Here is a 26,540-nt window from a genome sequence, read left to right as displayed (position 1 = left end):
GAATGCGGAGGTTTCGCATCCTCCGAATTGCCAAAAGCAGTGCGGGCGCAGGACCTACGGCCTGTCGAGGACTCCCGGAGTGTCATGCAGGACCACGCTCCGCTGCAGTGGAACCCGCTCTGTGCGAAGTGTGTTCACCGGCGCCGCCGGGTCAGCCATGCCGAAGGAGATGCCGAACAGCAGCTTGAGCTCCGCGGGGACACCCAGGAACTCGCGGACGGTGTCGGCGTAGACGCCGAGGATGGTCTGCGGGATGCCGGCCAGACCCCGGGCCGCCAGCGAGAGCAAGACGTTCTGCGCGTACATGCCGATGTCGCCGGCCGTTCGTACCCCGTCGCCGAGGGCCGGCATGAACAGGAAGGCGGCATGGGGAGCACCGTAGAACTCCAGGTTCTCGCGGACCGCCGCCCTCCTGCCGCCCTGGTCCGAGCGCTCGACACCCCGGGCCCGGTAGACACTCGCGCCCAGGGCCCGCGACCGCTCGACATAGATGCCCTCCTCACCGTAGCCATCGGTGAAATCCTGCGAGGTCCGCCCCTCCTCCGCGGCCCGGAGCAGGTCTTCGGCCAGGGCGTCGCGCGCCGCACCCGAGACGACGTGCACGGTCCACGGCTGGGTGTTGCTGTTCGAGGGGGCGGTCTGTGCGTCTTCCAGCACGCCGCGGATATCCGAAGAGGACAGGGCGGTGGGCAGGAACCTTCGGGGGGAGCGTCGGGAGCGTGCGATGTCGGTGAAGGGTGATGTGGTGCCGGGCACGGCGGTTCCTCTCCATGGCGCGCAGTCATCGCCACGGCGGCCACGGCGCAGTGCCGTACGGCGGGCCATGCGCGGGGCAGGCCGTACGGGGGCCGGCTGCAGCGCGCCCTGGGGGCGCCGGCCGGCATGCGGATGCTCGCGGGCAGCGGCGTGCCGAGACTGCGGGCAGCAGGCTGCAGCGCGGGGGCTATGCGCTCTTCGTGTTCGTTTTGTGGGGCCGCTCTCGTTCGTTGCGTGCGCGAGAGCGGCGTCGGGTGGTTCAGCGGTGGGCGGCGCGGTTCATCTCGACGACGTCGTCGACGGTGGGGTGGGCGCCGAGGGCGGCGAAGCGTTGCGGGAGGCTGTCGCGGACGCGCGTGTCCTTGGCGCGGTCGGCTGCGGCCAGGGCTGCCGGCAGTTGGGCGAGGGTGAGTTCGGTGCAGTAGGCGGGGCTGTTGGGCTGCTGGCGCCAGGAGTCGGCCAGGGGGCCGGCGTCGTAGGGGTCGAAGCCGGTGTCGTCGACCAGGCTCATGGCCACCTTCCTCGCCTCCTCGCTGTCGCCGGCGACGGGGATGGCGAGGCGGCCGGGCGTTCCGGCCGGGACGCCCTTGGTCCGCTGAGTCTCGGCCAGGGCGGCGTTCCACGCCTTGACCACCGGGCGGCCGAGCAGCTCGGCGGTGTACAAGCTCTCCACCTGGCCGTGGTCCACCGCCTCGATCGGCTCGCTGAGCATGCCGGGGTAGTAGTTCGCGGTGTCGATGACCACCGTCTCGTCGGGCACCGACGCGAACACGTCGGCCAGCTGGCCCGCCACTCCGAAGGGGATCGACAGGATGATGACGTCCCGGCCCTGGACGGCGTCGGCGAGGTCCACCGCGCGGGCCCCGGACTGCAGCACCTCCGCCCGGACGGCCTCGGGGCCGCGGGCGTCGGCCACCTGGACGTCGTGCCCGGCCGTGCTGAGCTTGGCGGCGAGGTTCCCGCCGATGGCACCGGCGCCTATGACAGTAATTTTCATGATTTGTTCCTTGCGAGGTTGTGCCGCCCCTGAGGGCAGCGCGACGTGATGGCCGTGGGGCGTTGCCGCCTGGCGTGGCGGGGGTCGGGGCGGAGGGCCCGGCGGTTTACGCCTGGGCGCCTTGCTCGCAGTAGCCGCTTGCGATGAGGGTGCGGAGCCGGTCGAGCGACTCCTCCTCGGTGCCGGTGCCCTTGATCCAGGCGACGGAGCAGGCGGCGAGGAACAGGTCCTGTCCGCGCACCGAGGCGCGCACGCGCCCCGCGAGCTGCGCGGTCCGCACGTACTGATCGGTGGCCGAGATGAGGATGTGGCAGGGAATGGTGAGCGGGTTGTCCGGCTCCTGCGCCCGGGCCGCGGCCATGAGCGGGTCCGGCAGCCCGCTGAAGGCGCTGAAGTACTCCTCCATCGCCCGCAGCCACTGCTCCAGCGCCTCGGCCGGGTCGCCGAGCTGGTCGATGTCCGCCTGGCGGGCGACCAGTTCCTCGGAGCGTGTCTGCAGTACGGCCGCCAGCAGCGCTTCCCGGGTGGGGAAGTGCCGGTACAGGGTGCCGGGCCCGACGCCCGCCTCCTTGGCCACCGCTTCCAGGGAGGTCCCGACCCCGTGCTGCAGGAAGTGACGCTGCGCGGTCTCCAGGAGGGCCGCGCGGTTGCGCTGGACGTCCGCGCGGGGCTTGCGTCCTCGCTGTTCGTCGGCGCTCATACGCCCTCCTGCCTGTGATCTGGTGACCGCAGCAAAGTGGATGCTGCCTCCGTATGCACTCAACAGTAAAACGGAGGCGGCATCCGGTCAAACCGGCGGCCGATCACTTTGATACAGCCCCGCGGCGTCGACGATGACATGGCCGCGTACGTGCGAACCCGTCCCCAGCAGGACGTCAGGGGGTGAGCTGCTGGTCTCCGATGACGGAGAGCAGTTCGAGTTTGCTGTGGCTCTCCGTGCCGGGGCGAGTGGTCAGCACCACCAGGGTCTGGGCGCGGTTCTCGGTGAACAGGAGCTGGGCGTCGACATCGATGCGGCCGAGTTCGGGATGGAGGATGGTCTTGCAGTCTTCGTAGCGTTGCGCGACTTCTTGAAGTTCCCACATGCGGACGAACTCGGGGCTGTGTTCCTGGAGTTCGGCGAGGATCCGGGCGGCTCGGGGGGTATCGCTGCCAGATGTCAGCGCGGCCCGCAGGCGTGCCGCCTGGGCGCGGCCGTGGCGTTCGCGGTTCTCCTCGGGAACCATCAGACGGTCGGCCGGGTCCATGAACCAGCGGTAGTAGCCACTGCTGGCCAGACCGGGGTGGCGGGTCTGGTCGCCGAGCAGCGCGACGGCCAAAGGGTTCATCGCGAGGGTGTCGAGCAGGTCGGTCTGCACCATGGCCGGGGAATCGTCCAGGCGGTCCAGGACCCGTAGCAGCGGCGGGTTGACATGTTCGGAGCGGTGGAAGCGGGCCGGGGCGTTGTGTCCGATGAGGACGAAGAGATGGTCGCGCTCATCCAGAGACAGCCGTAGTGCCCGGGCGAGGGCCGCGGTGATCTGGACGGAGGGCTGCGGGGCACGCTGCTGTTCCAGCCGGGCGTAGTAGTCGGTGGACATGCCGGCGAGCTGCGCGACCTCCTCGCGGCGCAGCCCCTGTGTGCGCCTGCGGGGTCCCTCGACCAGACCGACGTCTCGGGGCCGCAGGGCCTCACGCCGGTGGCGCAGGAATGCCGCCAGTTCCTTCTTGTCCATCCCCCCATCCTCACCTCATCCTCTCCGGCTATCCAGAGACTGCCGATCCATGGATGAGCGCTGCTCTCCCGCCCGCGTGAGGCTGCTCATGGGGCCGACACCGAGGGCGCTCGCAAGCAGGCGACCCGATGACCACTCGGCCGCTGGGAGGACGGCATGCGGCGGGGCTCCCCGTCGACGATGTCCAACGGGCCTCGTCGCCCGACCCGGCCGACGCGACGGTGTTCGCCCTGTCGTCCGGGCGCTCGCGTCTCTCGTCACTCGGGACCGAGCCGGTCGCCTCCAGTGCGAGGACCGGGGCGAAGCGGAAAGACGCTTGCCTTCGGTGAGGACCACGCCGAGCCGCGGTCACCACAGAACGGTCAGCTGCCGCTGATCATGGCGAGGACGTCGTCGTAGGAGCCGTTGGCCACCGCGTCGCGAATGAACCCGGCGCGCTCGACGACCAGCTCCTTCGAATCCGGCTTCTCGCGCAGCAGGTCGAGGGTCTCGGTGAGGAAGTCGTCCAACGGCATGGACTGGTCGCTGTCCTGCTGGCCCAGCAGGGTTGTGCGCACGCCCGGCGGGACCACCTCGATCACCTGGACGCCGGCCTCGGCACCGGCGAGCTGGATGCGCAGGCTCTCGGAGAACGAGTGCAGCGCGGCCTTCGTCGCGCTGTAGGTCGGCGTGCTCTGGTACGGCACGAACGCCAGCGCCGAGGTGACATTCACGACGACCGCGTCGTCCTTACCCACCAGCAGCGGCAGGAAGGCGTACGTCATCCGGATCGCGCCGAGCAGATTGACCGTCACGTGGTCCTCGGCGACCGCGAGCCCGGCCGGGTCGAGGAGGTCCTCCCGCAGCATGATGCCGGCATTGTTGACCAGGACGTTCAGCCCCGGGTGGCTCGCTGCCACGGTCTCACGGGCCCGGGCGATCGAGTCGGGGTCGGCGACATCCAGGACGAGGGCGTCGACGCCCGGGTGCTCGGCCGTGATCTCGTCCAGGAGTTCCTTGCGCCGTCCGGCGACGATCACCTTGTTGCCGGCCTCGTGCAGCCGCAGGGCCAGCCCGAGGCCGATGCCCGAGGTTCCGCCAGTGATCAGGATCGTGTTGCCGGTCATCTTCATGGGGTCCTGCTCCTTCGGTACGGCGGGCCGTTGAGCGCCCGCGGCTTCGACCGTAGAAGCGTCCGTGCGGGGGCGGGAGAGGACGGTTTATCCATGGATCGGCAGTCTCTTGCTGAGCCAACAGAGGCCATAGCCGCCCGGCCCCGTCCTCGTGACGTCCCCCTGAGAACGCGGCGCACAGGCAGCGGTGGCACATACGTAACGGATTACGTACTCCTACCGATGTGTCCCTGACATCTGTGCCGTTTCCTTGCGCTTATGACGACACCGAGCGTGAAGGCGCCGATGCCGAGGAACGTCCAGCTGACGGTGGTGGGGGTACGGGTCAACGCCGTGCTGAACCTGACGGTGGGCGCCTTGTTGCTGGCCGTGGTGAGCAACGCGGCGGATCAGGGTCAGGGCGGCGCCCCGGTCCTCGCGGGCGTCGTCCTCGTCCTCGCCCTCGCCCTGCTGCGGGGCTTCAGCTCCGCGGAAGCCCGGAACTGGTTCGACCGGTGAGGTACATCCCGAGGCGCATTTCCGAGCGGAGAGACTCCGTCGTGCCTGTCGTCGCGGCCCTCGCTGTGGCCGTCCTGTTCACCGGGGGTTGTTCCGGCACCCAGGGCACGTCTCTTTCCGGGGATCCGTCCGAGAGCGCGACGGTGGTGTCCGGGTCGCCGAGCCCTTCGCCGACCCCGTCCCTCACTCCCCCGTATCCGACCGGGGCGTCCGGCTGCCACGACAACAAGGGGTGGACGGCCCAGGAATCCAGGGACTGGGCTCGGCTCGTCGTCGACACGCCCAAGGAGAACTACGAGGACGAGAAGGTGAAGGTGGCCAGCCTGCCGGGGTACGACGGCCCGCTCTGCCGTGAGATCACCGTGCAGTTCGAGTTCTGGAAGCTCGTGTACGGCGTCGCGGACGGCGCCCGCGGGGAACGTCTCTCGGACGGAACGAAACCCGTCTACTACTTCGACATCCGCCGGGTGAAGCGCGTCGAACTCCGTACGGACGGGAGCAGCGAGCGGAAGATCGCCCTGCCCAAGTCCCTCTACGCGAGTGACCGCAGCCCCTGCGTAGGCGCTCTCCTCTCGATCACCGTGGGCAAGCCGCTGACGAGCAAGGAACTTCCCGAGGAGATCGAGGTCGGCGGCGACGAGAGCCGCTGGGACAGCGCCCCGGTGGACTTCCGGTCGAAGCGGGTCGCCGACTACGAACTGTCCCAGCCCTCGGCACCGCAGGTGTGCAGTCCGGACGGCAAGCCCACCGCCGACCCGGCCGATGTCCCCACACCGGGGTCCCAGCCGACAGACCTCTACCCGACGGACCTCTACCCAACTCCCGACACCAGCTTCGACATCGACGACGTCCTGCGTTCTCCCACGCCCTGAGTCTCTCGGGCGGGGAGCCAGCGGGCTCCGACCTCTTCACCATCACATCAACAGGCCCTGCCACACAGACAGTTCGGCAGGGCCACCCGACCTCACCTTGGGGAATCACATGCGCATACGCGCTGCTGCCACTGTCCTTTCCGGCGCCGTCGTACTCTCGGCGCTCGTTCTTCCGAGTGCCGCCCAGGCAGCGGAGCGTCCCGGTGCGGCGAAGGATCTCCTCGCCTTCGCCTCGCCGAGCGTCGAGCCGCAGGACGCGCTGGGCGGCACCACCTTCTCGGACGGGGTCGTCAACGCCGGCAAGGACATCGTTCTCGGCGTCACCGGCAAGAAGGCTGTTCCCGTCACGTTCACCGCCTTCGACGTGGAAGGCGTGGCCATCACCCAGGCGTTCCTGTGGCAGGGCACCGACAGTTCGAGCACGGACACCATCACCGGTGGCCTGGAGTCGGACGACTACCCCACCTGCACGGAGACGCCGGTCCAGGACGGCTACAGCTACAGCTGCAAGACGGTCTTCACCATCGACCCCGCGGTCGCCTTCAAGGACGGCAACGGCACCGCGGGAACCTGGAAGCTCTTCCTGGGCGCCTACGACCTCTACGCGAACGCCAGTTACGACGACGACGTCACCAGAACCAAGATCAAGCGCGCGGCCAAGCTGACCGCCAACGCCTCCCCGGAGCCGGTGAAGAAGGGCAAGACCATCACGGTCACCGGCAAGCTGAGCCGCGCGAACTGGACCACGGGCAAGTACGCCGGATACGCGGCCCAGCCGGTGCAGTTGCAGTTCCGCAAGAAGGGCAGCAGCACCTACACCACCCTCAAGACGGTCAAGACCAGCAGCACCGGCACCCTTAGCACCACCACCAAGGCCGGCACCGACGGCTACTACCGCTTCGCCTTCGCCGGCACCACCACGACCGGCACCGCGAAGGCGACCGGCGACTTCATCGACGTCAAGTAGGCCGCGTCCCGGCCAAGAACACAGTGACCGGCCCGGACAGCCTCATTCATCACCGCCGAGGAGGCACCCGGGCCGGGCTCACTCCTGCTCCGCACGGGCGTCCCCGAAACGGCTCCCCGTGCGGCGGCGGCGGGTCATCAGCGTGGCCAGGGCGGTACGCGAGGAGACCCCGGTCTTGCGGAAGGCTCGGGAGACATGGGTCTCGACGGTACGCCGACTGACGTAGAGCCGGTCCGCGATGGCCTTGCTGGTGAGACCCTGCGCGACCAGCTCCACTATCTCCAGCTCCCGGACGGTCAGGGTGGCCAGCCGTTCGGTGAGTTGGGCGCGGCCCGGTGAGCCGTACAAAGCCTCGGAGCCGCCGCCGGGGGGACGGGTGACGTCGGCGAGGCCGACCAGCATTCCGCTGCCGCCCGCCTCTGCGAGCCGGCGCCCCCTGAGCCAGGCGTGCGTGCCGTCCCGGCCGCGCCCCGCCGCCGCTTCCAGCGGGGCGCCGAGCAGCAAGGAGTGGGCAAACTGACCGGGGACGGGATCGCACCGAATCCGGGCTACTCCGGTTTGCGGACCATGAAACTGGCGATCGTTCCCTTCACCCCTTCGTCGAGCGCTTGCACCAGTCGCGCGGTGACAACGAGCCCAGCCTGGTCCAGCAGTTCGGAGATGCGATCCGCAGGCAGCCGATAGGACTCGAAGGGCGCCGATCGGTCGCCGTAGGCAATGGTTCGACGCAGGTGCTCATCCTTCCCCACCCGGCAGACGAGCATCAGGTGGCCACCCGGCGCCAGGGTGCGGTGGAACTCGGCGAACACGACCGGCAACAACTCCGGAGGCGTGTGGTGAGTGGAGTAGTAGGCCAGAATGCCGCCGAGATCGTGGTCGCCGATCTCCAACGCGGTCATGGAGCCCACGGCAAACCGCAGGTCCGGATAGGCCTCCCGGGCCAGCTCGATCATCTTTGGGGACACATCGACACCGAATGCCGAGAGCCCCAGTTCAGTCAGGTGCGCTGTGACCTTCCCGGGACCGCACCCCACGTCCGCGACCGACCCGCCCACCGTTGTCTGTACGAGTTCGGCGAACGCGGCCAGCATCGCGCGCGACAGCGGATCCAGTTCGGCGGGAGCCTTGACGCTTGCTGCGTAGTCGGCGGCCACGGTGTCGTACGACTCCCGGACCGCGGCGAGGTAGACGGTGTCAGTCACCCCGCAAACCTAGTGGCAGGTTCACCGAGGGCACACGGGATTCTGCCACCCGTTGCCCGCGATGCTTCGGAAAAAATCTCAGTTGATCTGGGCCCTGGCTTATGAATACTGGCTGTTGTCTCAGTAGTTGTGGTCTGCTTCCGGCGTTTCGCGTTGGACTAGGGGAAGGGCCTGCGCGAATCACCATGCACGATGACCAAGTGGACGTGACCGCCGACATTGTTGCGACCTTGATCCAAGAACAGTTCCCTCAGTGGAGCGGCAAGGCGATCCGACACCTGGCGTCGACCGGGACGGTCAACGCCATCTTCCGCATCGGGAACGACCTCTCTGCGCGTTTCCCGCTGCGTCCGGCCGATGCCGCCGAGGCGCTGACGGTTCTGGAACAGGAAGCCCGGGCGAGCGCGGAGCTGGCACAGGTGTCTCGGATCCCCGCCCCGGAACCTGTCGCCCTGGGCAAGCCTGGCGCGGGTTACCCGATGCCGTGGTCGGTCCAGACATGGTTGCCGGGAACGGTCGCCTCCGATGCCGACCCGAGTGGGTCCGACGCTTTCGCCGAGGACCTCGCGGCCTTCATCGCAGGCCTGCGGGACGTCGACACGCGGGGGCGGCTTTTCAACGGCGACAATCGTGGCGGCCTTCTCGCCCACCACGACGATTGGATGGCGCAGTGCTTCGAGGAGAGCAAGGGGCTGCTCGACGTGCCCCGGCTGCGCCAACTGTGGAGCCACTTTCGGGAGTTGCCACGCACGGGTGCCGACGTGATGAGCCATGGTGACCTGATTCCCGGCAATGTTCTCGTCGAGGGAGACCGGCTCAGCGGCGTACTCGACACCGGCGGCTTCGGCCCGGCCGACCCCGCACTGGATCTGGTCAGCGCCTGGCACCTGTTGCAGTCAGGCCCGCGGGACGTGCTCCGGCGGACACTGAACTGCGACGATCTGGAGTGGGAGCGCGGCAAGGCCTGGGCGTTCGAACAGGCGATGGGTGTGGTCTGGTACTACGTCGAGACCAATCCGACGATGAGCAGAATGGGACGCCGGACACTCGACCGCATTCTGAAGTCGATGGAGTGATGTCGCCCCGATCGTAGGCCGAGACGGGACACCTTCCCCCTGCTTCACCGGTCGGGCGTGCAGACCACGCCCGGGGCTGATCGCATCGACCCGGATGCGTCGCTCACGCAACTCGCCGGCCCGGGGAGGCCATGGGCTGGTGGGCGGACTGCATAGCGGCGACGACTTGAGTGCCACGGAGTCCGATGGAGACTGCGGCGCGGCAGGTGGCCGCGCTGCGGGGACGGCTCCGGCTCATGCTTTCGCCAGCTCGGCCCGGATCTGAGGGAGCACCTTCGTGCCGAGAAGTTCGATGGCGTGCAGGAAGTCGCGCTGCGGCATGCCGCCCACGTCCATCTGAAGGATCTGGCGGGTGTGTCCGAGCAGCCCGTGCAGGTGGAGGATGCGGTCGGCGATCTCGTCGGGGCTGCCGGCGAAGACCATGCCGCCGGGTTCGACGGCCGCGGCCCGGTCGGCGCGTGCCGGGACGGGGCGGGGCGGGGCGGCCCAGTTCGGCCATGCCCTCGGCCATCATGCGGTGCTCGTACTCCAGATAGGTCGAGCGGACCTGCGCGCCTGGCTCGGCGGGGTGGCCGGCCTCGGCCCAGGCGGCGCGGTAGGCGTGCCCTTGACTTGCTCCTCGGGCTGAAGCCCGGGGATTTTGGCCTTCTCTTCCGTTGCTGTGCCGCTACGCGGCACGGGGTTCGGACGGGAATCCGTGGCTTCCTGCTTCGTCGCGCTGCGCCAGGACGTGTCCTGGTCTTACCGGCGCTCCACAGACTGACACCGCCAGTCCGGCGGCCGTTTTCACGTTCCTCGCGGCGTGGTGGTTTCGGTCGTGGACGCTGCCGCAGGCGGTGCAGGTCCATTCCCGGTTGTTGAGGGGTTTGGGGCCGTCTTTGGTACCGCAGGCAGAGCAGGTCTGGGAGATCGGCTCGAACCTGCCGACCTTGACCAGGGCACGGCGGGCGTCAGTCACTTGCGCGTGGGCGCGGGCGACCTTCAGGCGGGCTTTCTCCCGGTTCCGGCTGCCCTTTTGTTTGCGGGACAGCTCCCGCTGGGCTTTCTTCAGTTTCTTCTCCGCGCGGCGGTGTCGAAGTACCGTCCGGCCGCGTCCTTGATGACGGTGACCGAGGAGGGCTGCGCGGGCAGGGCGCGGGACCGTTTCACCTTCACCGCCCCGATTTTGGGAAGGGTCAGCTTCCCGGAGTCGGTGATGGACCAGCGGGCATTGGCGGTGAAGCGGATCGACTGACGGCTGTCCTTGCGGGACTTGAACCGGGGCGCACTCAACCTCGGCCACCTGCGCTCGCCCCTGAGGGAGGCGAAGAAGTTCCTGTAGGCGGCCTTGGCATCGCGCAGGGACTGCTGAAGCAAACCTGCCCTGCCCCGCGCAGCCAGTGGACATAGCCGACGAACGCCTACGGCCCGTCCTGGGCCTCGGGGTTGTGCTGGATGTAGCTCTCGCCGAGGTGGGCTTCGGCGGCCTGCTCGGGCTGGTAGTCGTTGAACGCCTGCTCGTAGAAGGCGACCACGAGCGCCTTGTTGTCGTCAGCGGACTTGCCGATCTCCTGCCATGCGGTGGTACGGAACGCGTCAGTCGGTCATGGCGTCGCGCACGAGAGCGGTGTCGACGAACTGCTCGAACCGCACGATGAGTCCGCCGCGTACGACGAAGTGGTGGGCGACGCGGACGTCGATCGCCTTGCCGGTGGCCTTGTTGGTCGCGGTGTAGCGGGCCAGGACGACGACGTTCTCGCCGTCGACGACGTAGGTGTCGTCGTGGGCGGCCCAGCCGTCCCAGTCCTGGCCGAGCTTTTCCATGACGTTGGCGGTGACGCCGTCGGGGGTGCGGTAGGTGCCGGCGAGGGGGAAGCCGGCCATCTCGGTCCACTCCACATCGGGGGCGAGGGTGCCACGCAGGGCTTCCAGGTCACCGGCGGCGGAGGCCAGGTACTGGCGGCGTACGACATCCGCGGGTGCGGTGGAGGTGGCGAACTCGGTCATGGTCAGCCCCACTTCATCTCGCCCTTGGCGACCTTCGCCCCGATCTGGGCGGCGATCAGCATGCCGTTGTCCGGGTAGCGCGCGATCAGCGCCTCGGTCAGCGCGGCACCGTCGGCCGCCTTGCCGAGCTCCTCCTCGAAGGCGACGAGGTAGTCGCGCGTGGCCGTGATCGCGGACGCGTCGGCGGCGGTGCCGGGCAGGCGGTGGCCCGGGACGACCAGCTGCGGGTCGAGGGCGGCCATCTCGTCGAGGAGCTTGATCCACGCGGTGCGGGAGGCGGGGGTGGCGGTGTCGGCGACCCAGACGTGCTCCTGCTGGAAGAGCAGGACGCCGCCGAGCAGGGCGCGGTGCTCGGCCTGCCACAGGTAGTGCCGGTCGGAGAGCTCGGGGGTGCCGCCCTTGAGCTCGAAGCGGTGGCCCTCCAGGGTGAGGTCGCCGGTCAGCGGCTCCAGGTCGACCAGGCGGGTGGGCAGGTTCGGACCGAGTGCCGCCCAGGCCTTGAGCTTGCCCTCGTAGGAGTGCTGGATGTGCTCGATGACGACGGGGGTGGCGACGAACTTCGCCTCGGGGAAGGCGTCGGCGATGACTTCGGCGCCGAAGTAGAAGTCGGGGTCGGCGTGGGAGACGAACACAGTGGTGAGCTGCTTGCCGGAGTCGAGGATCTCGGCGGCCAGGCGGTGGCCGTCGGCGCGAGTGAAGGCGGCGTCGACCAGCAGCGCCTCGGTCTCGCCGGTGACGAGGGTGGCGGTCTTGTTCTTGCTGCCGGCCGGGAAGTCCAGGTCGAGGACCTTGAAGTCGAGCGTGCTCATCGATGGCTCCTTTGCGCGAGGGACGGGTGGCGTGGGGACGGGGGAAGCTCAGTGCGCGGCGAGGCGTTCGTCGATCTCGTCGGCGGTGGCGTGGCCGTGGGCCAGCGGGGTGACGGTGTCGCCGTCGACGGCCAGGAGTGTGGGGAAGCCGCTGACGCCCAGCGCGGCGGCGCGGCGGAAGTCGGCTTCGGCGGCGGCCCGCGTTGCGGGGGCTTCGAAGGCGGAGGAGACGGCATCCGCGTCGAGGCCGGCCGCCTGGGCCACCGTGCGGTAGGTGGCCGGGTCGGACAGGCTCAGGCCGTCGATGTAGAAGGCGTTCTGGAGGGCGGCGGCCAGTTCCGCCGCGCGGTCGGGGGCCGCCTGGCGCAGGGCGGCGACGCCACGGGCGGCGGCCTCGGAGTCCATGACGAACGAGCCGTCGGCGATCAGCCGCTCGTAGCCCTCGCCGAACTCGGCACCGGTCAACTCGGCGATCTTGGCGTTCGCGCCCTGGACGTAGCCGAACTGCCTGATCGGAACCCGGCGCGGACCGGTGAACAGGCCGCCGGAGACCACCTCCACCGGCAGTTCGGGGTGGCGGGAGGCGGCCTCGCGGAGCGTCCCGGAGAAACCGTGGGACCAGCCGCAGTAGGCGTCGAAGACGTAGACGAGCTTCATCGAAGACCTCGGTAAAGAGGACCGCCCGCCGGTTGCGAGCAGTTCATCTGACCAAACAGTAACTGACTCGTCAGATATTCTTCGACCCGTGTGAACCAGGACACGCGAACGAGGCCACTGTCATTAGACCCGCACTCCCACCGCTTCGCAGGTCAAGGCAGTCGAGGCAGCACGTCCCGGGCAGTGTGGCTGACGATCCGCAGATCCTCCGCGAACCGCGCGCGGTCCACCTCGGGCAAGGGCTCCACGAAGTGCCGCTTGATGTTCTCCAAGTGCACCTGCGCAACGCGTACGGCCGTCTCCTCGCCCAGCGCCGTCAGCCGCACCAGCTTGCCGCGCCGGTCGCCCGGGTTGGCCGGGTGCGGTTCGAACGGGCCCGGCAGAGTGCGGGCGCGGGCCAGCGACAGCGCGTGTCCGCGTTCGGTCCCGCCCTCCGACAGCAGGAGGTACCACCACTCGCCGCGGCTCGCCGAGCAGTTCGCCGGATTTCGGGTCGATGCGCACCGCGCGAACCCCTTCCGCGGAGAAGACGCACCAGCAGGTGCCGTCCTCTTCCCAGCGCCCTGGCCGAGGTTCCGGGCCCGGACCGCGCCGAGGCGGTGGCCGAATCCCTCGCCGGGCTGCTGGACTTCCTCGACGAGCGCGGACTGTCCAACGCCGTCGCCTACGTCGAGGTGCACAACGAGGTCGACAACTGCGACCTGGTACCGGCCCACGGCCCCCTTGGCCACTACGCCCGGCTGCGCGGCCCCCTCGAACGCGCCGTGAAGCTCTTGCAGGCACGCCACCCCGCCGTCCCCGTCACCTACTTGCTGGGAAAGCCGTGGCCCGACGAGCTCCAGGACCTGCCCGAGCAGGCGCAGATCGCACACTTCCACTTCTACGTCTACGACGTGCTCGGCGCGCTGTACGAGGCGGTCGGACTCGGGCACGGCACCGAGGCGGCGCCCGAGACGGCTGCCTGGCCGACCCCCGAACTGGCCGCCATGCTGCGCCCCGATGCGCCCGCCTTCGCCGACTACCAGCCGGACGAACCCTGGCGGCTGGCGGACACCGGGGTCCCGCGCGAACTGTTCTACGCGCACGACTGGGTGGACCCCGACCGCTGGGACCTGTGGCTCTACGAGAACTACGCGGCACACCGCCAGGCCATGCGGGACACGCTGACCTCCTGGGTCGACTCGGTGACCGAGTTCGCCCGCCGGCGCGGTGTTCCCGCCGTCCTCGGCGAAGGCGTCGTCAGGTACACCCCTCTCCTGACCCGCTTCGAGGAGGACGCCGGTCGATGACGCGGACGGCGTCGCCGACACCGGTCGTGCCTTCGCCCTTACGGACGCGCCGAACCGGCCGACCGAGGCCGGTGAAGAACTTGTCCGCCTTGTCGACGTCCTCGGGGGTGCGGACCCGGTAGGCGAGGTGGTCGAGGGCGGCGAGCTCGCCCCGGCGCAGGACGAGGGAGTGGTGGAATTGCGCAGTGGCCGCACGGTCGCGAGAACCCGTTCGTCGTGGGCACCTCGGAAGCACAGCGCTTCGTGAAGATCGTGGAGACCATGTTGCGTCGCCGCATCGCCCAGGACGAGCAGACCGCCACCCTCGCGGCGACGACTCCGGCGGCCACGAGCACGCATACGGCAGCCTGGTGCTGAGGTCGGCGACACCAGGACGGTCACCGGCTGGCGACGCAACGGTGACCGTCAGGCGCCCGTTCGGTCGTGCAGTACCAGGAGCGCGACGTCGTCGGTGCGCGGGCCGGCCGTGCCGGTCTTCCTGAGCAGGTCGTCGATGAGCAGGTCCAGGTCCCGGTCGTCGGCGTCGGCGAGGTGGCGCGCGAGGCCGGCGATGGAGTCGTCGAGGTCGACCCCCGGTGTCTCGATGAGGCCGTCGGTGTAGAAGGCGAGCATCAGGCCCGGGCTGAGCGGGATCTCGGTCAGCGGGAAGTCGGCGTCGGGGTCGATTCCGAGGAGCGGTCCGGGCGGGACGACGGCGGGCCGGGTGACGCGATCGGGCAGCCGCAGGAGGGGTGGCGGATGGCCGGCGCTGGCCAGGCACACGCGTCGGCGCGTGAAGTCGAAGTGGGCGTAGAGGCAGCTGGTGAAGAGCTCGGGGGCGAGGTCGGCGAGGAGCCGGTTGGTTCTGGCGAGGACCTGGTCGGGGGGCGTGCCGAGGGTCGCGTGGGCGTAGATGCCGGTGCGGACCTGGCCCATCAGGGCGGCGGCGGCGACGTTGTGTCCCTGGACGTCGCCGATGACGGCCGCGGCGGCGGTGTCGTCGAGCCGGATCAGGTCGTAGAAGTCTCCGCCGATGTCCATGCCCCGGGTCGCGGGAAGGTAGCGGGCGGCGACGCGCAGACGGTCGATCTGGGGAAGGGTGCGAGGCAGCAGTGCCTGCTGGAGGCCGTGGGCGAGCTCGTGTTTGGTGTCGTAGAGGCGGGCGCGGTCGAGGGCCTGGGCGATGAGTCCGGCGAGCGACGTCAGGACGGCGCGCTCCTCGGCCGGGAACGCGTGGGGGCGGTCGTAGGACAGGACACAGCAGCCGACGGGCCGGCCGGAGATGATCAGCGGCAGGAAGGCCCACGCCTGCTTGCCGCTGACCTGCGGGGCCTGTGGGTAGATACGGCGCATCTCCTCCGCGTCGGCGAAGAACGCGGGGATGCCGCTGCTGAGGGCCTGCCCGGCCGGGGTGAAGTCGGTGTCGAGGGGCAGGCCGTCGAGGCGCTCGATGACGTGGGGGGCGTAGCCGCGGTATCCGGTGATCCGCAGCCGGCCGGCGTCGGCGGTGGACAGGACCAGTCCCTGGGCGCCGAAGGCGGGCATGATCTGATCGGCGACCAGGGCGATGACGTCCTGGACTCCGACGACCTCGGTCAGTCCGGCGGCCAGGTGCGTGAGCTGGTAAAGCCGGCCCGCGCCGGCGAGTGCGCCTTCGTGCGTGGACCGACTCGGCGCCGGTGACGGCTGGGGCTGCGCACCGCTGGGAACGATGCGGACGCTGATGCCGCTGGCGTCCGGGTAGAGGTGGAACTCCAGCCACTGGTCCGGTGGGCGGCACGCGGTGAACGACACGGGCTCGCGGCTGATCACCGCGGCACGGTAGCGGTCCTCGTAGGTGGGGTCGTCCAGCCAGCGCAAGGACTGCCACGGCAGGGTGCCCAGCAGCCGACCGGCTTCGCAGCCCAGCAGCTCACAGGCGCCGGAACTGAGATAGGTGAACCGCCCCTCGAGGCTCAGCGCGCAGCTTCCGCCGGGCAGGCGCTCCGCGAAGTCGGCGGCGGCCATCACCGGGCTGCCGGGCGGTCGAGCGGCGGGGACGACGCGCGGTCGGCCGTCGTCGGACGGGAACTTTCCACGCTCGACGGCTTCCTCCAACAGCCGCGCCAGACGCAGGCAACTGGACGCGATGTGGCCCCGCTCGCGTCCGGTCATGTACGGCGGACGGGAGGCCGGCCACATGAGCAGCAGCGCTCCCCAGTGCCGGACGCCGGTGACCGGCGCGGCGACCAGCGCCAGCGGGTAGGGAAGCACGGCCGCGGTGCGGGGATAGGAGCGGGCCATCTCCTCCTGGCTGCCCACCCACACCAGGCGGTTCTCACGCGCCGCGACAGCCACCGGTGCCGGAGCAGCCATCGGTACCCTCGCCCACGGTTCGGCGAACTCGGCCGGCGCCCCGCACAGCACGTCCAGCCGCAACAGCCGCTCGTCCGATGTGAGCAGGTACAGAGCGCCGATGGACGCGCCGGTTCGACGCACCGTCTCCGCGAACACGGCATCCAGATCGTCGCTGTCGACGGCGGCCGGACAACCCGCGCTGGTCACGAGGCACCTCCAGCATCGTGGCGGGGATCCGGGACGGCTGGGTCGGTCCTGCGTGCCCTCGGGACACGGCATGAGCGCGCCGGGCGTACCCGAAACTGCCCCTACGAGGACGCTACGCCCATGGCGCCCCTGTCGGTTAGTCGGGCGGCCGCCCGGGCACCCGGGTCATATCCCCGGCGACCGCGGCGAGGGGACGAGGAGAGACAGTGACGACCGGCCCACTCCACGATGACGAGCGACACAAACTCGACGAGCTGGAACGCGCCCTGCGCCGCGACCGCCGTCTCGATCGGCGGATGCGCGGGCTGGGCCGGCCTCGGCGTCCCCTGTTGGGCCGCATTGCCCACTACCGGCCGCACCCGTGGACCGTCGCAGTGCTGCTGGTGATCTCGGTCGGGCTCGTGGCGGCAGGCATCGACACCTCGGAGCCGGCGGTGATCTGGGCCTTCGCTGCTGTGTGGCCCGTGACGCTGTACGCGGGGTTCAGGCTGTTGTGTGGCTGGACCGAGCGCTGAGCCGACGTCGGCGGGGGGCGGTACTGCGTGACGTGACGGCCCGTGTCTCCCACGCCCACGGTGTTTCCTGTGGCTCCGAACGGACACTCGGAAATCCTTGACGTTACGGGGTGAAGGACAAACCGGACCGCGAACGGGCCGGACGCAGAAAGAAGATGAACCGCTGTGACCGTGGAAGTCAGGAAGACGATCGCTGCCAGCCGACCTGAGACGGGCTGGGCGAGGGCTCGCCGACTGCGCGGGCGGGGGATACGCACCTACGTGCCCGCGACGATCGACGACGACACGGGGCAGCTGCGGGACGGGGCCGACGGGAACGTCGTGCGGGGCGAGGACTGAACCCCCGCCATCCAGCCTCCGGTTCTCTCTCGAAGCCTGCGTTCTCTGCCGCGCGACGGCTCGCTCTGAGGTCGCCCCCTCGCATGTCCGGGCTTCGGGCCGCGTCTACTTGATTGTGCCAAGATCGGGTGGAACGGTTGCGCGGTCCGGACGGGGAGGTGATGGGTATGCCGGGTGACGGCCCGGGGGACGGAGACGCCTGGCAGGGGACGGACGTCGAGCGTGCGCGTATCGCCCAAGAACTCGTCGCCGGACTGAGCGGTCTGCCGCCGCCCGAGGTCCCTGCCGCTCTGTGCCGTACCTGTGTCAGGCTGCTTCCGGCGGTGTCGGGACTGTCCATCTCGGTGCTGGGGGACGGCGCGGACATGGGTGTCGTGCTGTGTGCCAGCGACGGAGTCGCCGCGCGACTGGCGGAGATCCAGTACACCCTCGGCGAAGGGCCGTGCAGGGAGGCGGTCCGCCTGGGCTCGCCCGTGTTCGCGACGGACCTGACACGCGTTCCGGACGCGCGCCGTTGGCCGCTGTTCTCGGTCCAGGCCGCCAGGGCGGGGGTGGAGACGGTTTGTTCGCTGCCGTTGGCGGCCGCCGGAGGATCGCTCGGCACCCTTGACCTGTATCAGAAGGCTCGGGGTTCGTTGAGCGGCGATCACCTGCGGACGGCGCTGTTGGTCGCCGACGCGGTCACTCTGGCGGTTCTCGCCCTTGATCGGGTTTCCCCGGACTTCGAAGGAGTCGTAACGTGGCTGGCAGGAGCGGAAACGGACCGGGAGGAGGTGCACCAGGCCACCGGGATGATCATGATGCAGCTGGGCGTGAGCGCCGAGGAAGCGCTGCTGCGCCTGCGTGCGCGGGCTTTCGCTCAGGGCCGTACCTCCACCGAGGTGGCTCGGGCGATCATCGACCGCACCATGGACCTCCGCGATGACTGAACGGCTGGTACACGTGCCGGTACACGTGCCGGTACACGTGCCGGTACACGTGCCGGTACACGTGCCGGTACACGTGCCGGTGCACGTAACGACAGCGCCGTGGAGGCAATCATGAACCGCGAGCGACAGTTGGCGCAGGCATTCCTCGCCCTGTCGGACACTTACGCAGCGGAGTTCGACCCACTGCATCTCTTCCATCGCCTGGTCCTCACGTGCCAGGACCTGCTGGACGTGGACGCGGCAGGCGTGATGATGGCCGACGCCCACGGCAGGCTGCGGACCATGGCGACGACCGACGAGGACGCTGTCTTCGCCGAATTGCTGCGCCTGCAGAACGGCGACGGCCCCTGCACGGACAGCTACCACAACGGGGAGCTGGTGAGCGTTCCCGACATCGCCGCGGAGTACGAGCGCTGGCCGCAACTGGCCACCGCCATGATCGAAGCCGGGTACGACTCCCTGCAGGCGATCCCGATGCGTCTGCGGGAGCGCTCGCTGGGAGCCCTCACGCTGCTACGCCGCCGTCCGGGCCGTCTCAACGATGACGACGTGCTTCTGGCGCAGGCCCTCGCGGACTCCTCGGTGCTGGCCCTGATGCACTGGTCCGCCGAGCCCTCCCCCGCCGACGACGTCATCACCCGCGTGCAGAGCGCGATCGCGGCGAAGGCCACGCTGGAGATCGCCAAGGGCATGGTCGCGCAGTACGCGGACACCACCATCGGCGAAGCGGCCCGGCTGCTCACCGCCTATGCGAATGGGCGCCAGGTCCGTCTCACCGAGACCGTCCACGCCCTGGTCACGCGCAGTATGGCCCCCGCCGCCGTGGTCGAGGCCCAGCCCCGGAGCTGACCTCGTCCTGGTCACGTCGACAGCAGCGACACAGCGCGGCCGGCCGCGGGATCGGCCCGGGTGTGGGTCCCGTCACGGAGCATGCGCACAACAGCTTGTTCGATGGGCCCGTGGGTGGCGGGGATGCCGTACGGGCACTCCTCACCCAGGTGTGGCAGCGCGGCGGCACGCGGTCTCACTGCGTGCGACAGGCTGGGAGACCGCCAGGGCCACGGCCGCCATGACGGTGGCGTGCCAGGTACGGAAGTCCTTGGCGGAGATGTCCAGGCCGGACACGTCCTTGAGGTACGCGTTGACCTCGTCGCCGCTCACGTCGTGCCAGGCACGCCGATCCCAGTAGGCCAGCAGCCGGTCACCGCCGTCCCGGCGCCGCATCAGCGCCGTCAGGCTCCGGCAGGTGGCGGGGTCAATGACGCTCTGAACGAGTTCTTGGCCGGCCTTGCCGGTGTAGGTGAACACGACGGCGCCGGCCAGGCAGCGAGAGTGCTCCCGCAGCAGCCTCGTCAGGCCGTAGCTGTGGTTCAGTTCGGTGTAGCGGTCGCTGCCGATGCGGAAGCACCCGAGGTCGAGCAGGCGTACAGCGGCGGCGAGGACCCTTCGGCGCGTCAGTCCCCGCTCGCTCAAGTGCCCCTCGACCACGGCCCGTAGGGCGGGCAGGGCCTCTGCGACGTCCAGCACATGCCCGTGCTTGGCCTGCTCCTGTTCGGCGCGGAACTGCGGGTGGTAGAGGTACTGGCGGCGCCCGGAGACGTCCGTACCGACAGCCTGCAGATGTCCGTTGGCCCGGCGGCAGATCCACACATCCCGCCAGGCCGGCGGAATGACCAATGCCCGAAGCGGAAGCCGCGGCCATGGCGTCGACGTCGATATCCGGGCTCGGTAGGCCGGCTGTGGTGGAAACGCAACCCCAACCCCCTCGTCAGCCTTCCCTGGCCTGAACACCTGCCAGGCGGATGTCAGGGGCGCCGCCAGGAGTCGTCGGTGAGATGGCTGCCGGCCTGCGGTCCCATCCGCAGCATGCCGCCGTCCACCGCCCAGGAGGCGCCCGTGACGTACGACGCTCCTGGGCCGGCGAGGAAGGCGATCACGGCCGCGACCTCCCGGGCATCGCCGGGGCGCCCCAGCGGCACGCCCGGCCGTCGCTCGGCGGTGACGTCCGTGTCCTCCTGTCCGGTCATGGGAGTGGCGATCTCGCCTGGAGCCACGGCGTTCACGGTGATCCCGTGTTCGGCCAGTTCCAGCGCCATGACCTGCGTGAGCAGTCCGAGGCCGCCCTTGGCCGCGCAGTACGGCGCCGCGCCGACACGTGGCTGGTGCTCGTGGACGCTGGTGACGTTGATGATCCTGCCGCCGCCGCCCTGGGCGATCATGCGGTGGGCGGCGCGCTGAGCGCACAGGCAGGGCCCCACCAGATCGACGTCGACGACCTGGCGCACGGTGCTCAGATCCAGGTCGAGGAACGGAGTCATGGTCCCGGTCCCCGAGTTGTTGACCAGCACGTCGATCCTGCCGAGCCGCTCGGCCAGCCGGTCTATGACGTCGGCGGCCTCGGGCAGCCGGGTGAGGTCCAGCTGCTCGATCTCGGCCCGGCGCCCTGCCGCACGTACCTCGTCAGCCGTCCGCTGTGCCCCTTCGTGATCGCTGTGCCAGGTGACACCGATGTCCATGCCGGCTTCGGCCAGTTGGACAGCGGTGGCACGGCCGATCCCGGAGTCGGATCCGGTGATCAGTGCCACGGGGGCGGCATGAGAGCCGGGAGCGGGGTGCTGCGGTTCCATAGCGACTCCAAGTGATGGTGGTTACTCCGAGAACGGCCCGCAGGCCCCGCGGCAGATCCGGCGGTGGCCGGGGGCCGTGCCTGGCACTCCATCTCCCTGGCGCAGACCGCCCGTTCACCCCTTGGCACGGTCTCCCGACTCTGGCGTCCCGGGTCAGAAGGCCGAACCGGGGTTCTCGGGCCGGATGCGTCCTCGCCAGGCGCCCGTCTCTCCTCCGTGCTGTTCGATGTAGTCCTTGAAGCGGTGCAGGTCTCCCTTGACCCGGCGGTCGATCATGCCCAGCGCGTCCGCGCCCTTCTCGGCGACTCCGGTGGGCTCGACGTCCATGCTGAGTTCGACGCGGGTGTGGGTGTCGTCCAGCCGCTCGAACCTGACCGATCCACGCTGCCGGGTCTCGCCGTCGACGGTCCGCCAGGTGATCCGGTCGTCCGGCATCTGGTCGACGATCTCGGTGTCGAACTCGCGCCGCACCCCGCCGATGCTCGTGATCCAGTGGTTGTGCCGGTCGTCGAGCTGCCTGACCTCCTCGACGCCCTCCATGAAGCGCGGGAACTCCTCGAACTGCGTCCACTGGTTGTAAGCCGTGTGGAGCGGCACCTCGACGTCGACTGCTTCCTTCACCGTGCTCATCGTTCCTCCTCACTGGCGTTCATCGCGCGCGGAGCCCGGCGGCCACCACGCGTCCGCACGACGCCGGGTACCCGGGCACGAGGCATGAAGACCTCCATACCGGGGCGAATCCCACTCCGGCTGACGAGACGGAGACATCAGTCCTGGACAAGTTGATCGGCGAGGCGATGCGCCTGGGCCAGCAGCGTTCCGTACGTCACCAACGCGTCCGGATCGTCGGACACGGCTCCCGGCAGCCGCATGCGGAATTCGCCGAGCCGGCGGTGGAGTTCCCCGACCGCCTCGCGCAGCTGCTCCACGGCGAAGTCCTCACGGCCGCTCGGGGCGAACCGGGCCTGACTGTAGAGCCGGACGGCGCGGGCCGTGTGCCGTAGGAAATGCGCGTAGGTGCGGGTGAGCTCCGTGACCGGCAGAGCCGCCTTCCCGTCGGCTGCGGTCTCCCCCACCGTCCGGGTCACGCCCGCGGTATGGACAGCGACGTAGTCGAGCACCGCGAGCACATCCGAGTACACCGTGTCGTCGGGGGAAGGAGGCCGCTCCCCTTGGCGCGCACGCGGGTTGACGCGCACGCTTTCGCGGCCCCAGCCGATGGCCGACCGGGCCTGGTCGACCAGGCGGCCCAGACGTAGCGCACGCTCGTGCCACTCGCCGGCCTGATGGTCGTCCCACTCACCGGAGGCCAACCCGTCGGCGACCGCCTCCAGGATCTCCTGAGCCTCACAGGCCGCGTCCTGAAGCGCCGCCCTGGCGTCCCGCAGGTACACGGGGGGCCGAATCAGCGCGTTGACCACGACGCCGACCAACGCCCCGAAGAGCGCCTCCGCGATACGGGCACCCGCCGACGCAATGCTGACCGGGCCACCGGTCAGCACGAAGAGCGCACCGGTGGCGGCATAGATTCCCTGGCTTCCCAGACGCCGCCACTGCCCCAGCAACAGCACCACCGGAAGGACCAGAGCCATCGTGGCCATCGCGCTGTTCAGCAGCAGCGCCACCGCTGTCGCCAGCACCGTACCCACCGCGATCGCCGCGACCTGCTGCAGCCCGTGCGCGACCGACCGGTAGACCGTCGACTCCACCAGCACGACCGCGACCCACGGTGCCACGAACGCCATCGGTGCCTCGAGCCACCAGCCCACGACCGCCCAGGCCACCCAGGCGGCCAGCGCCGCCTTGCCCGCCTGCACCACCAGATCCCGCTCACGGCCCGGACCCGCCCATGCCCGCCGCACAGCTGCTACGGCGGCCTCCGCACCGCGGCGGCCCGCCTGGCCCGCCCTACGCATCCACTCCATGACACAGCAAGTGCCACACCAGGAACGAAACGCACCCGCCGACCGCCATTTCACTCAACCTCGCCGGTCGATCGCGCGGGTGGAGGTGCGGACACGGCGGCCGTGTCCGAGTACGCCATTGGTGACAGATGCGTCCGTCGGCGCCCCGTCCCTCTCACCCGTGACGGCGTGGAGACCGGTCGCACGCGGGTACTCGGGGCCGGTGGCGGTGAACGCGCCGCCCGAACCACTAAGGGATGGAGTGTTTCCATGACCCAGCATGTCAGCGACGTGATGACGAGCGCACCGGTGACCGTGGAACCGCAGACCTCGGTGACGGCCGTGGCCCGGATGATGCGGGACGAGAACATCGGTGCCGTACTGGTCACCGACGGCGAACGACTGCGCGGCCTGGTCAGCGACCGCGACCTGGTGGTGCGCGCGGTGGCCGACGGCAGCGATCCGAACAACACGACCGTGGCGGACGCCTGCAGCGACGATCTGGTCACCGTGGGGCCCGACGACGACCTGAGCCGAGCCGTGGAAATGATGCGTGAGCACGCCGTACGCCGGATACCGGTCGTGGACCAAGGACAGCACGCGGTGGGCATCGTCTCCCTCGCCGACCTGGCCATCGAACGCGATCCGGAATCGGCGCTCGGCGACATCAGCGCCGCCAGGCCCAACACGTAACGCCGGTGGCGGGCCGATCCGAAGAGATGCAGAGATGGACCGTTTCGCCACGGAGCGGCCGGGAAACCCGGATCTTCCTCGTTCGTTGCGAAGGTGAGGACAGTGACCGGACAGCACGACGAACTGCCGATCCCCGACTACGACCACTTGTCGCTGGGGGCGCTCGAGCAGCGCATCGGCTCCCTGACCACCGACGAGTTGGATGCGCTGCGACGCTATGAGAGCGAACACGCCAACCGTGCCCTGGTGATGCGGCTTCTGGAGGCCAGGCTCGACCGGCCGTCCGCCGACACCGCCGCGTCCTCGGACGGAGGACGCGGCGGCCCCATGACCCCGGATCCGCCCCGAGGCGGGTCGAAGGTCACCCCGCAGACGGCCGCTCCGCCCCTGCACCCGCCGCCGCACGGCACACCTGATCAGCCGGCCAAGCCCAAGGCCAACCGGACGTAGCCGGCCTCGAGCCGAGAGGACATGCGCCATGGCGACTCCCGACCCCGAACCGAGGCGAACCCCAGGGCTCGAACCAGGCGGCGGAGTGTCACCCGGCGAGACTCCACCCGCCGAGGGCGGCACCCACGGCATCTCCCATCCGGAGCCGCCTGAGCTACGCAAGGGATGGGGAGCGATGCCGCTCACCTTGATCATGGTGGTGGTGGCGCTGGTGGCCGTCGGGCTGATCGCCATGATGGTGGCCCTGATCGCGTGACGCTTCCTGCGCTCCTGGCCGGCGCGGCCAGGAGCGTCGGGTTTCGCCACTGCGCCGATAGGAGCGACGGTGAGCGGCACACTTCCGGTCGCCGTCGACGTCGGGCCTGCCGCTTGAACGCTTCTCGTCCTTCACATTCACAGTGGAGGGACGGATGTCCGCCATCAACCATCCAGGATTTCCTGAATTCAGGATTAGCTGTACTGTCGTGATGTGCTGACCGTTTCCTCCGACATCGACGTGCTGGCCCGCTTCGGCCGCGCGCTCGCCGATCCGATCCGCTGCCGCGTCCTGCTCTCACTGCGCCAGGCACCGGCCTACCCGGCCGACCTCGCCGACCAGCTCGGCATCTCCCGCACCCGGCTCTCCAACCATCTGGCCTGTCTGCGCGACTGCGGCCTGGTCGTCACCGTGCCCGACGGTCGGCGCACCCGCTACGAACTCGCCGACGAACGCCTCGGCCACGCCCTGGACAACCTGCGCGCCGCGGTCGTCGCGGTGGAGGCGGACAAGACCTGCCCCGACGCGGACACGAGCGGCTGCTGCTGATGACCGCGATATCCCTCGATCCCTCCCCGGCCCGCCGCGAGACGCTCGCCCGGCGCATACGTCTGCTGGTCACCGCGACGATCATCTACAACGTCATCGAGGCCGTCGCGGCCCTGACGGCGGGCACGATCGCCTCGTCCACCGCACTGATCGGCTTCGGCCTGGACTCCGTCATCGAGGTCTCCTCCGCCGCCGCGGTCGCCTGGCAGTTCTCTTCCCGCGACCACACGGTCCGTGAAGCCCGCGAGCACACGACGCTGCGGATCATCGCGGTCTCCTTCTTCGTGCTCGCCGTATACGTGACCATCGACGCCGTCCGCGCGCTGACCGGCACCGGCGAGGCAGAGCGTTCCCTGCCGGGCATCGTGCTCGCCGCCCTCTCCCTGGCGGTGATGCCGTTCCTGTCCGCCGCCCAGCGGCGTGCCGGACGGGAACTCGGCTCCGCCTCCGCCGTCGCCGACTCCCAGCAGACCCTGCTGTGCACCTACCTCTCGGCGGTGCTCCTGGCGGGCCTGGTCCTCAACGCCGCTCTCGGCTGGTCCTGGGCCGACCCCCTCGCCGCCCTCGCCATCGCCGCCCTCGCCGTCAAGGAAGGCCGCGACGCCTGGCAGGGCAAAGGCTGTTGCGCCCCGGCAACCGCACCCGCGGCCGCAACGCCGAGCGACGACGCGGACGCGTGCGGCTGCGGGGCCGACTGCGCATGCTGTTCATGAACATCTCGTTGCAGACCGCCCTCAGCACCTTCCGGGGCACTGATACTGGCCAGGCAATCGATCACCAGGAGCAACGGTGGACTGGACATGGGCGGGAGGGCTGGCCGCCGGCCTGCTGATCGCGACCGTGACCGCCCCAGTCGGTGTGTCCGGAGCGGTGTTCCTCCTCCCCATCCAGCTCAGTGTCTTCGGTGTGCCCAATCCCGCGGTCACCCCGACCAACCTGCTGTACAACGTCGTCGCCGGACCAGGAGCCCTGTGGCGTTACCGCCGGGACGGGTCCTTGCGCGGCGACCTCGCCCGGCGCCTGGTGCTGGGCACCCTGCCCGGTGTCGTCCTCGGCGCCGCCATCCGCGTCTTCGCCTTCCCCGGCCCGAGCGTCTTCCGGCTCCTGATCGCCGCCCTGCTGCTGCCGCTCGGCCTGTGGCTGTGCCTGCGCGCCCTCACGCCGGCTCGTCACCGGCCGCCGCCCGCAGGCGAGTTGAGCCCACGCACACTCACCGGCCTCGCCCTGGCGGTCGGAGTGGTCGGCGGCATCTACGGCATCGGCGGCGGTTCCCTCCTCGGACCGATCCTCGCCGGACGCGGCCTGCCCGTCACCCGCGTCGCCCCGGCCGCACTCGCCGCCACGTTCGCCACCTCCCTCGTCGGCGCCACCGCCTACGCACTGCTCTCCCTCGTCAGCTCCGGAGACGTCGCCCCCGACTGGTGGCTCGGACTCGCCTGCGGCACCGGCGGACTGATCGGCGGCTACTTCGGCGCCCGCCTCCAACCCCGTCTGCCCGAACAGGCTCTACGGCTCCTGCTCGGCGCCCTCGCCGCAGGCCTCGGCGCCCTGTACGCCGCCCAGACCCTGAACTGATGCCGGTCCAGTGGGCGATCCGCCCGCCATTTCCGAACCTGCACCGCTCTACCCCCGACACAGGGCAGGCTCCAGCCTCTGCCCTCCGGTGCGGCGCGACTCCCGCGGCGCCGACGCCGGATGGCATCCTGGACGTGGACCTTTGCCAGAGGAGCTCGGTCCTCGCACTTCGGCCGCCGCAGGAGCGAGGGCGGCCGGATACTGAAAGCCTCACACCACCGCCGCGCCATGTCTGCCATGCCGG

The 26,540-nt window shown here is 69.9% G+C and carries 32 protein-coding genes and 3 pseudogenes; 16 read left to right on the top strand and 19 right to left on the bottom strand.

Features of this window, described 5'->3' with window-relative positions; translation table 11 throughout:
* Window positions 1-54: 54 nt before the first annotated feature.
* The 5 genes from QF037_RS44820 to QF037_RS44800 form a co-directional block, all read right to left on the bottom strand.
* The gene (locus tag QF037_RS44820) at window positions 55-756 is read right to left on the bottom strand and encodes a nitroreductase (protein WP_307035571.1); all 702 of its coding nucleotides are present in this window, start codon (window positions 754-756) and stop codon (window positions 55-57) included.
* Between the two features lie 259 nt (window positions 757-1,015).
* The gene (locus tag QF037_RS44815) at window positions 1,016-1,753 is read right to left on the bottom strand and encodes an NADPH-dependent F420 reductase (protein WP_307035569.1); all 738 of its coding nucleotides are present in this window, start codon (window positions 1,751-1,753) and stop codon (window positions 1,016-1,018) included.
* A gap of 106 nt (window positions 1,754-1,859) precedes the next feature.
* Window positions 1,860-2,453 (bottom strand): TetR/AcrR family transcriptional regulator, encoded by a 594-nt coding sequence (locus QF037_RS44810; protein ID WP_307035567.1) that lies wholly within the window; start codon window positions 2,451-2,453, stop codon window positions 1,860-1,862.
* Window positions 2,454-2,628: 175 nt separating this feature from the next.
* Complete coding sequence (locus tag QF037_RS44805) at window positions 2,629-3,468, bottom strand: helix-turn-helix transcriptional regulator (RefSeq protein WP_307035565.1); 840 nt, start codon at window positions 3,466-3,468, stop codon at window positions 2,629-2,631.
* A 362-nt stretch (window positions 3,469-3,830) separates the two neighbouring features.
* The gene (locus tag QF037_RS44800; protein WP_307035563.1) at window positions 3,831-4,580 is read right to left on the bottom strand and encodes an SDR family oxidoreductase; all 750 of its coding nucleotides are present in this window, start codon (window positions 4,578-4,580) and stop codon (window positions 3,831-3,833) included.
* A 258-nt stretch (window positions 4,581-4,838) separates the two neighbouring features.
* On the opposite strand from QF037_RS44800, the gene QF037_RS44795 reads away from it, so the two are divergent.
* From QF037_RS44795 to QF037_RS44785, 3 genes are all read left to right on the top strand, one after another.
* Entirely contained in the window at window positions 4,839-5,078 is a 240-nt protein-coding gene (locus QF037_RS44795) for a hypothetical protein (RefSeq protein ID WP_307035560.1), read from the top strand.
* Between the two features lie 41 nt (window positions 5,079-5,119).
* On the top strand, window positions 5,120-5,950 hold the full coding sequence (locus tag QF037_RS44790) for a hypothetical protein (protein WP_307035558.1): 831 nt from the start codon (window positions 5,120-5,122) through the stop codon (window positions 5,948-5,950).
* Window positions 5,951-6,059: 109 nt separating this feature from the next.
* Window positions 6,060-6,917 (top strand): hypothetical protein, encoded by an 858-nt coding sequence (locus tag QF037_RS44785; protein WP_307035556.1) that lies wholly within the window; start codon window positions 6,060-6,062, stop codon window positions 6,915-6,917.
* A gap of 78 nt (window positions 6,918-6,995) precedes the next feature.
* Here the strand turns inward: QF037_RS44785 and QF037_RS44780 are convergent, their stop codons facing one another.
* A complete protein-coding gene (locus QF037_RS44780) occupies window positions 6,996-7,421 on the bottom strand; it encodes a response regulator transcription factor (RefSeq protein WP_307035554.1) in 426 nt (141 codons plus the stop codon).
* Window positions 7,422-7,465: 44 nt separating this feature from the next.
* Window positions 7,466-8,119, bottom strand: a complete 654-nt coding sequence (locus QF037_RS44775; protein ID WP_307035552.1) for a class I SAM-dependent methyltransferase — start codon at window positions 8,117-8,119, stop codon at window positions 7,466-7,468.
* A gap of 185 nt (window positions 8,120-8,304) precedes the next feature.
* On the opposite strand from QF037_RS44775, the gene QF037_RS44770 reads away from it, so the two are divergent.
* Entirely contained in the window at window positions 8,305-9,195 is an 891-nt protein-coding gene (locus tag QF037_RS44770; RefSeq protein WP_307035550.1) for an aminoglycoside phosphotransferase family protein, read from the top strand.
* 234 nt (window positions 9,196-9,429) lie between these two features.
* Here the strand turns inward: QF037_RS44770 and QF037_RS44765 are convergent, their stop codons facing one another.
* From QF037_RS44765 to QF037_RS44735, 7 genes and pseudogenes are all read right to left on the bottom strand, one after another.
* A complete protein-coding gene (locus tag QF037_RS44765) occupies window positions 9,430-9,618 on the bottom strand; it encodes a hypothetical protein (protein ID WP_307035548.1) in 189 nt (62 codons plus the stop codon).
* A 244-nt stretch (window positions 9,619-9,862) separates the two neighbouring features.
* Window positions 9,863-10,557, bottom strand: a pseudogene (locus tag QF037_RS44760) (RNA-guided endonuclease InsQ/TnpB family protein); the annotation flags it as partial.
* A gap of 213 nt (window positions 10,558-10,770) precedes the next feature.
* Complete coding sequence (locus QF037_RS44755) at window positions 10,771-11,181, bottom strand: nuclear transport factor 2 family protein (RefSeq protein WP_307035546.1); 411 nt, start codon at window positions 11,179-11,181, stop codon at window positions 10,771-10,773.
* Window positions 11,182-11,183: 2 nt separating this feature from the next.
* Window positions 11,184-11,990, bottom strand: coding sequence for an MBL fold metallo-hydrolase (locus QF037_RS44750; protein ID WP_307035543.1), 807 nt, complete (start codon window positions 11,988-11,990; stop codon window positions 11,184-11,186).
* 48 nt (window positions 11,991-12,038) lie between these two features.
* Window positions 12,039-12,647, bottom strand: a complete 609-nt coding sequence (locus tag QF037_RS44745; RefSeq protein ID WP_307035541.1) for a DsbA family protein — start codon at window positions 12,645-12,647, stop codon at window positions 12,039-12,041.
* Window positions 12,648-12,799: 152 nt separating this feature from the next.
* Window positions 12,800-13,000, bottom strand: a pseudogene (locus QF037_RS44740) (MarR family winged helix-turn-helix transcriptional regulator); the annotation flags it as partial.
* A pseudogene (locus QF037_RS44735) lies at window positions 12,995-13,250 on the bottom strand (glycoside hydrolase family 43 protein); the annotation flags it as partial. The pseudogenes QF037_RS44735 and QF037_RS44740, both read right to left, overlap by 6 nt.
* On the opposite strand from QF037_RS44735, the gene QF037_RS44730 reads away from it, so the two are divergent.
* Both QF037_RS44730 and QF037_RS44725 read left to right on the top strand, forming a co-directional pair.
* Window positions 13,247-13,936: a hypothetical protein gene (locus tag QF037_RS44730; protein ID WP_307037842.1), complete on the top strand. Its 690-nt coding sequence runs from the start codon at window positions 13,247-13,249 to the stop codon at window positions 13,934-13,936. The pseudogene QF037_RS44735 and the gene QF037_RS44730 overlap by 4 nt on opposite strands.
* Window positions 13,937-14,152: 216 nt before the next feature.
* The gene (locus QF037_RS44725; protein WP_307035539.1) at window positions 14,153-14,293 is read left to right on the top strand and encodes a hypothetical protein; all 141 of its coding nucleotides are present in this window, start codon (window positions 14,153-14,155) and stop codon (window positions 14,291-14,293) included.
* Between the two features lie 48 nt (window positions 14,294-14,341).
* Here QF037_RS44725 and QF037_RS44720 read toward each other — a convergent pair whose 3' ends face one another.
* Window positions 14,342-16,459, bottom strand: a complete 2,118-nt coding sequence (locus QF037_RS44720; protein ID WP_307035537.1) for a SpoIIE family protein phosphatase — start codon at window positions 16,457-16,459, stop codon at window positions 14,342-14,344.
* Between the two features lie 206 nt (window positions 16,460-16,665).
* On the opposite strand from QF037_RS44720, the gene QF037_RS44715 reads away from it, so the two are divergent.
* The 4 genes from QF037_RS44715 (at window position 16,666) to QF037_RS44700 (ending at window position 19,091) form a co-directional block, all read left to right on the top strand.
* Entirely contained in the window at window positions 16,666-16,974 is a 309-nt protein-coding gene (locus QF037_RS44715; RefSeq protein WP_307035535.1) for a DUF3040 domain-containing protein, read from the top strand.
* Between the two features lie 165 nt (window positions 16,975-17,139).
* The gene (locus QF037_RS44710) at window positions 17,140-17,313 is read left to right on the top strand and encodes a hypothetical protein (protein ID WP_307035533.1); all 174 of its coding nucleotides are present in this window, start codon (window positions 17,140-17,142) and stop codon (window positions 17,311-17,313) included.
* A gap of 167 nt (window positions 17,314-17,480) precedes the next feature.
* Complete coding sequence (locus tag QF037_RS44705; RefSeq protein ID WP_307035531.1) at window positions 17,481-18,242, top strand: GAF and ANTAR domain-containing protein; 762 nt, start codon at window positions 17,481-17,483, stop codon at window positions 18,240-18,242.
* A gap of 111 nt (window positions 18,243-18,353) precedes the next feature.
* Window positions 18,354-19,091, top strand: a complete 738-nt coding sequence (locus QF037_RS44700) for a GAF domain-containing protein (RefSeq protein WP_307035529.1) — start codon at window positions 18,354-18,356, stop codon at window positions 19,089-19,091.
* A 141-nt stretch (window positions 19,092-19,232) separates the two neighbouring features.
* Here the strand turns inward: QF037_RS44700 and QF037_RS44695 are convergent, their stop codons facing one another.
* The 4 genes from QF037_RS44695 to QF037_RS44680 form a co-directional block, all read right to left on the bottom strand.
* The gene (locus QF037_RS44695; RefSeq protein WP_307035527.1) at window positions 19,233-19,919 is read right to left on the bottom strand and encodes a DNA topoisomerase IB; all 687 of its coding nucleotides are present in this window, start codon (window positions 19,917-19,919) and stop codon (window positions 19,233-19,235) included.
* A gap of 128 nt (window positions 19,920-20,047) precedes the next feature.
* Window positions 20,048-20,869 carry an SDR family oxidoreductase gene (locus QF037_RS44690; protein WP_307035525.1) on the bottom strand — a complete coding sequence of 274 codons (822 nt, stop codon included), beginning with the start codon at window positions 20,867-20,869 and terminating at the stop codon, window positions 20,048-20,050.
* Window positions 20,870-21,022: 153 nt separating this feature from the next.
* The gene (locus QF037_RS44685) at window positions 21,023-21,499 is read right to left on the bottom strand and encodes an SRPBCC family protein (RefSeq protein ID WP_307035523.1); all 477 of its coding nucleotides are present in this window, start codon (window positions 21,497-21,499) and stop codon (window positions 21,023-21,025) included.
* Window positions 21,500-21,636: 137 nt separating this feature from the next.
* Window positions 21,637-22,794, bottom strand: coding sequence for an FUSC family protein (locus QF037_RS44680; protein WP_307035521.1), 1,158 nt, complete (start codon window positions 22,792-22,794; stop codon window positions 21,637-21,639).
* Window positions 22,795-23,043: 249 nt separating this feature from the next.
* On the opposite strand from QF037_RS44680, the gene QF037_RS44675 reads away from it, so the two are divergent.
* From QF037_RS44675 to QF037_RS44650, 6 genes are all read left to right on the top strand, one after another.
* Window positions 23,044-23,466 (top strand): CBS domain-containing protein, encoded by a 423-nt coding sequence (locus QF037_RS44675; RefSeq protein ID WP_307035519.1) that lies wholly within the window; start codon window positions 23,044-23,046, stop codon window positions 23,464-23,466.
* Window positions 23,467-23,568: 102 nt separating this feature from the next.
* On the top strand, window positions 23,569-23,916 hold the full coding sequence (locus tag QF037_RS44670; protein ID WP_307035517.1) for a hypothetical protein: 348 nt from the start codon (window positions 23,569-23,571) through the stop codon (window positions 23,914-23,916).
* A gap of 28 nt (window positions 23,917-23,944) precedes the next feature.
* Window positions 23,945-24,172, top strand: coding sequence for a DUF6480 family protein (locus QF037_RS44665; RefSeq protein ID WP_307035515.1), 228 nt, complete (start codon window positions 23,945-23,947; stop codon window positions 24,170-24,172).
* 213 nt (window positions 24,173-24,385) lie between these two features.
* Window positions 24,386-24,721, top strand: coding sequence for an ArsR/SmtB family transcription factor (locus QF037_RS44660; RefSeq protein WP_307035513.1), 336 nt, complete (start codon window positions 24,386-24,388; stop codon window positions 24,719-24,721).
* Window positions 24,721-25,434 carry a cation transporter gene (locus QF037_RS44655; protein WP_307035511.1) on the top strand — a complete coding sequence of 238 codons (714 nt, stop codon included), beginning with the start codon at window positions 24,721-24,723 and terminating at the stop codon, window positions 25,432-25,434. The genes QF037_RS44660 and QF037_RS44655 overlap by 1 nt, the downstream gene beginning before the upstream one ends.
* 76 nt (window positions 25,435-25,510) lie before the next feature.
* A complete protein-coding gene (locus QF037_RS44650) occupies window positions 25,511-26,296 on the top strand; it encodes a sulfite exporter TauE/SafE family protein (RefSeq protein ID WP_307035509.1) in 786 nt (261 codons plus the stop codon).
* The last annotated feature ends 244 nt before the right edge of the window (window positions 26,297-26,540 follow it).

Origin of the sequence: Streptomyces canus, from assembly GCF_030815415.1 — a bacterium.
Classification (GTDB): domain Bacteria; phylum Actinomycetota; class Actinomycetes; order Streptomycetales; family Streptomycetaceae; genus Streptomyces; species Streptomyces canus_F.
Note: the sequence above shows the minus strand (reverse complement) of the source record. Positions and strands in the feature narration are given on the sequence as shown.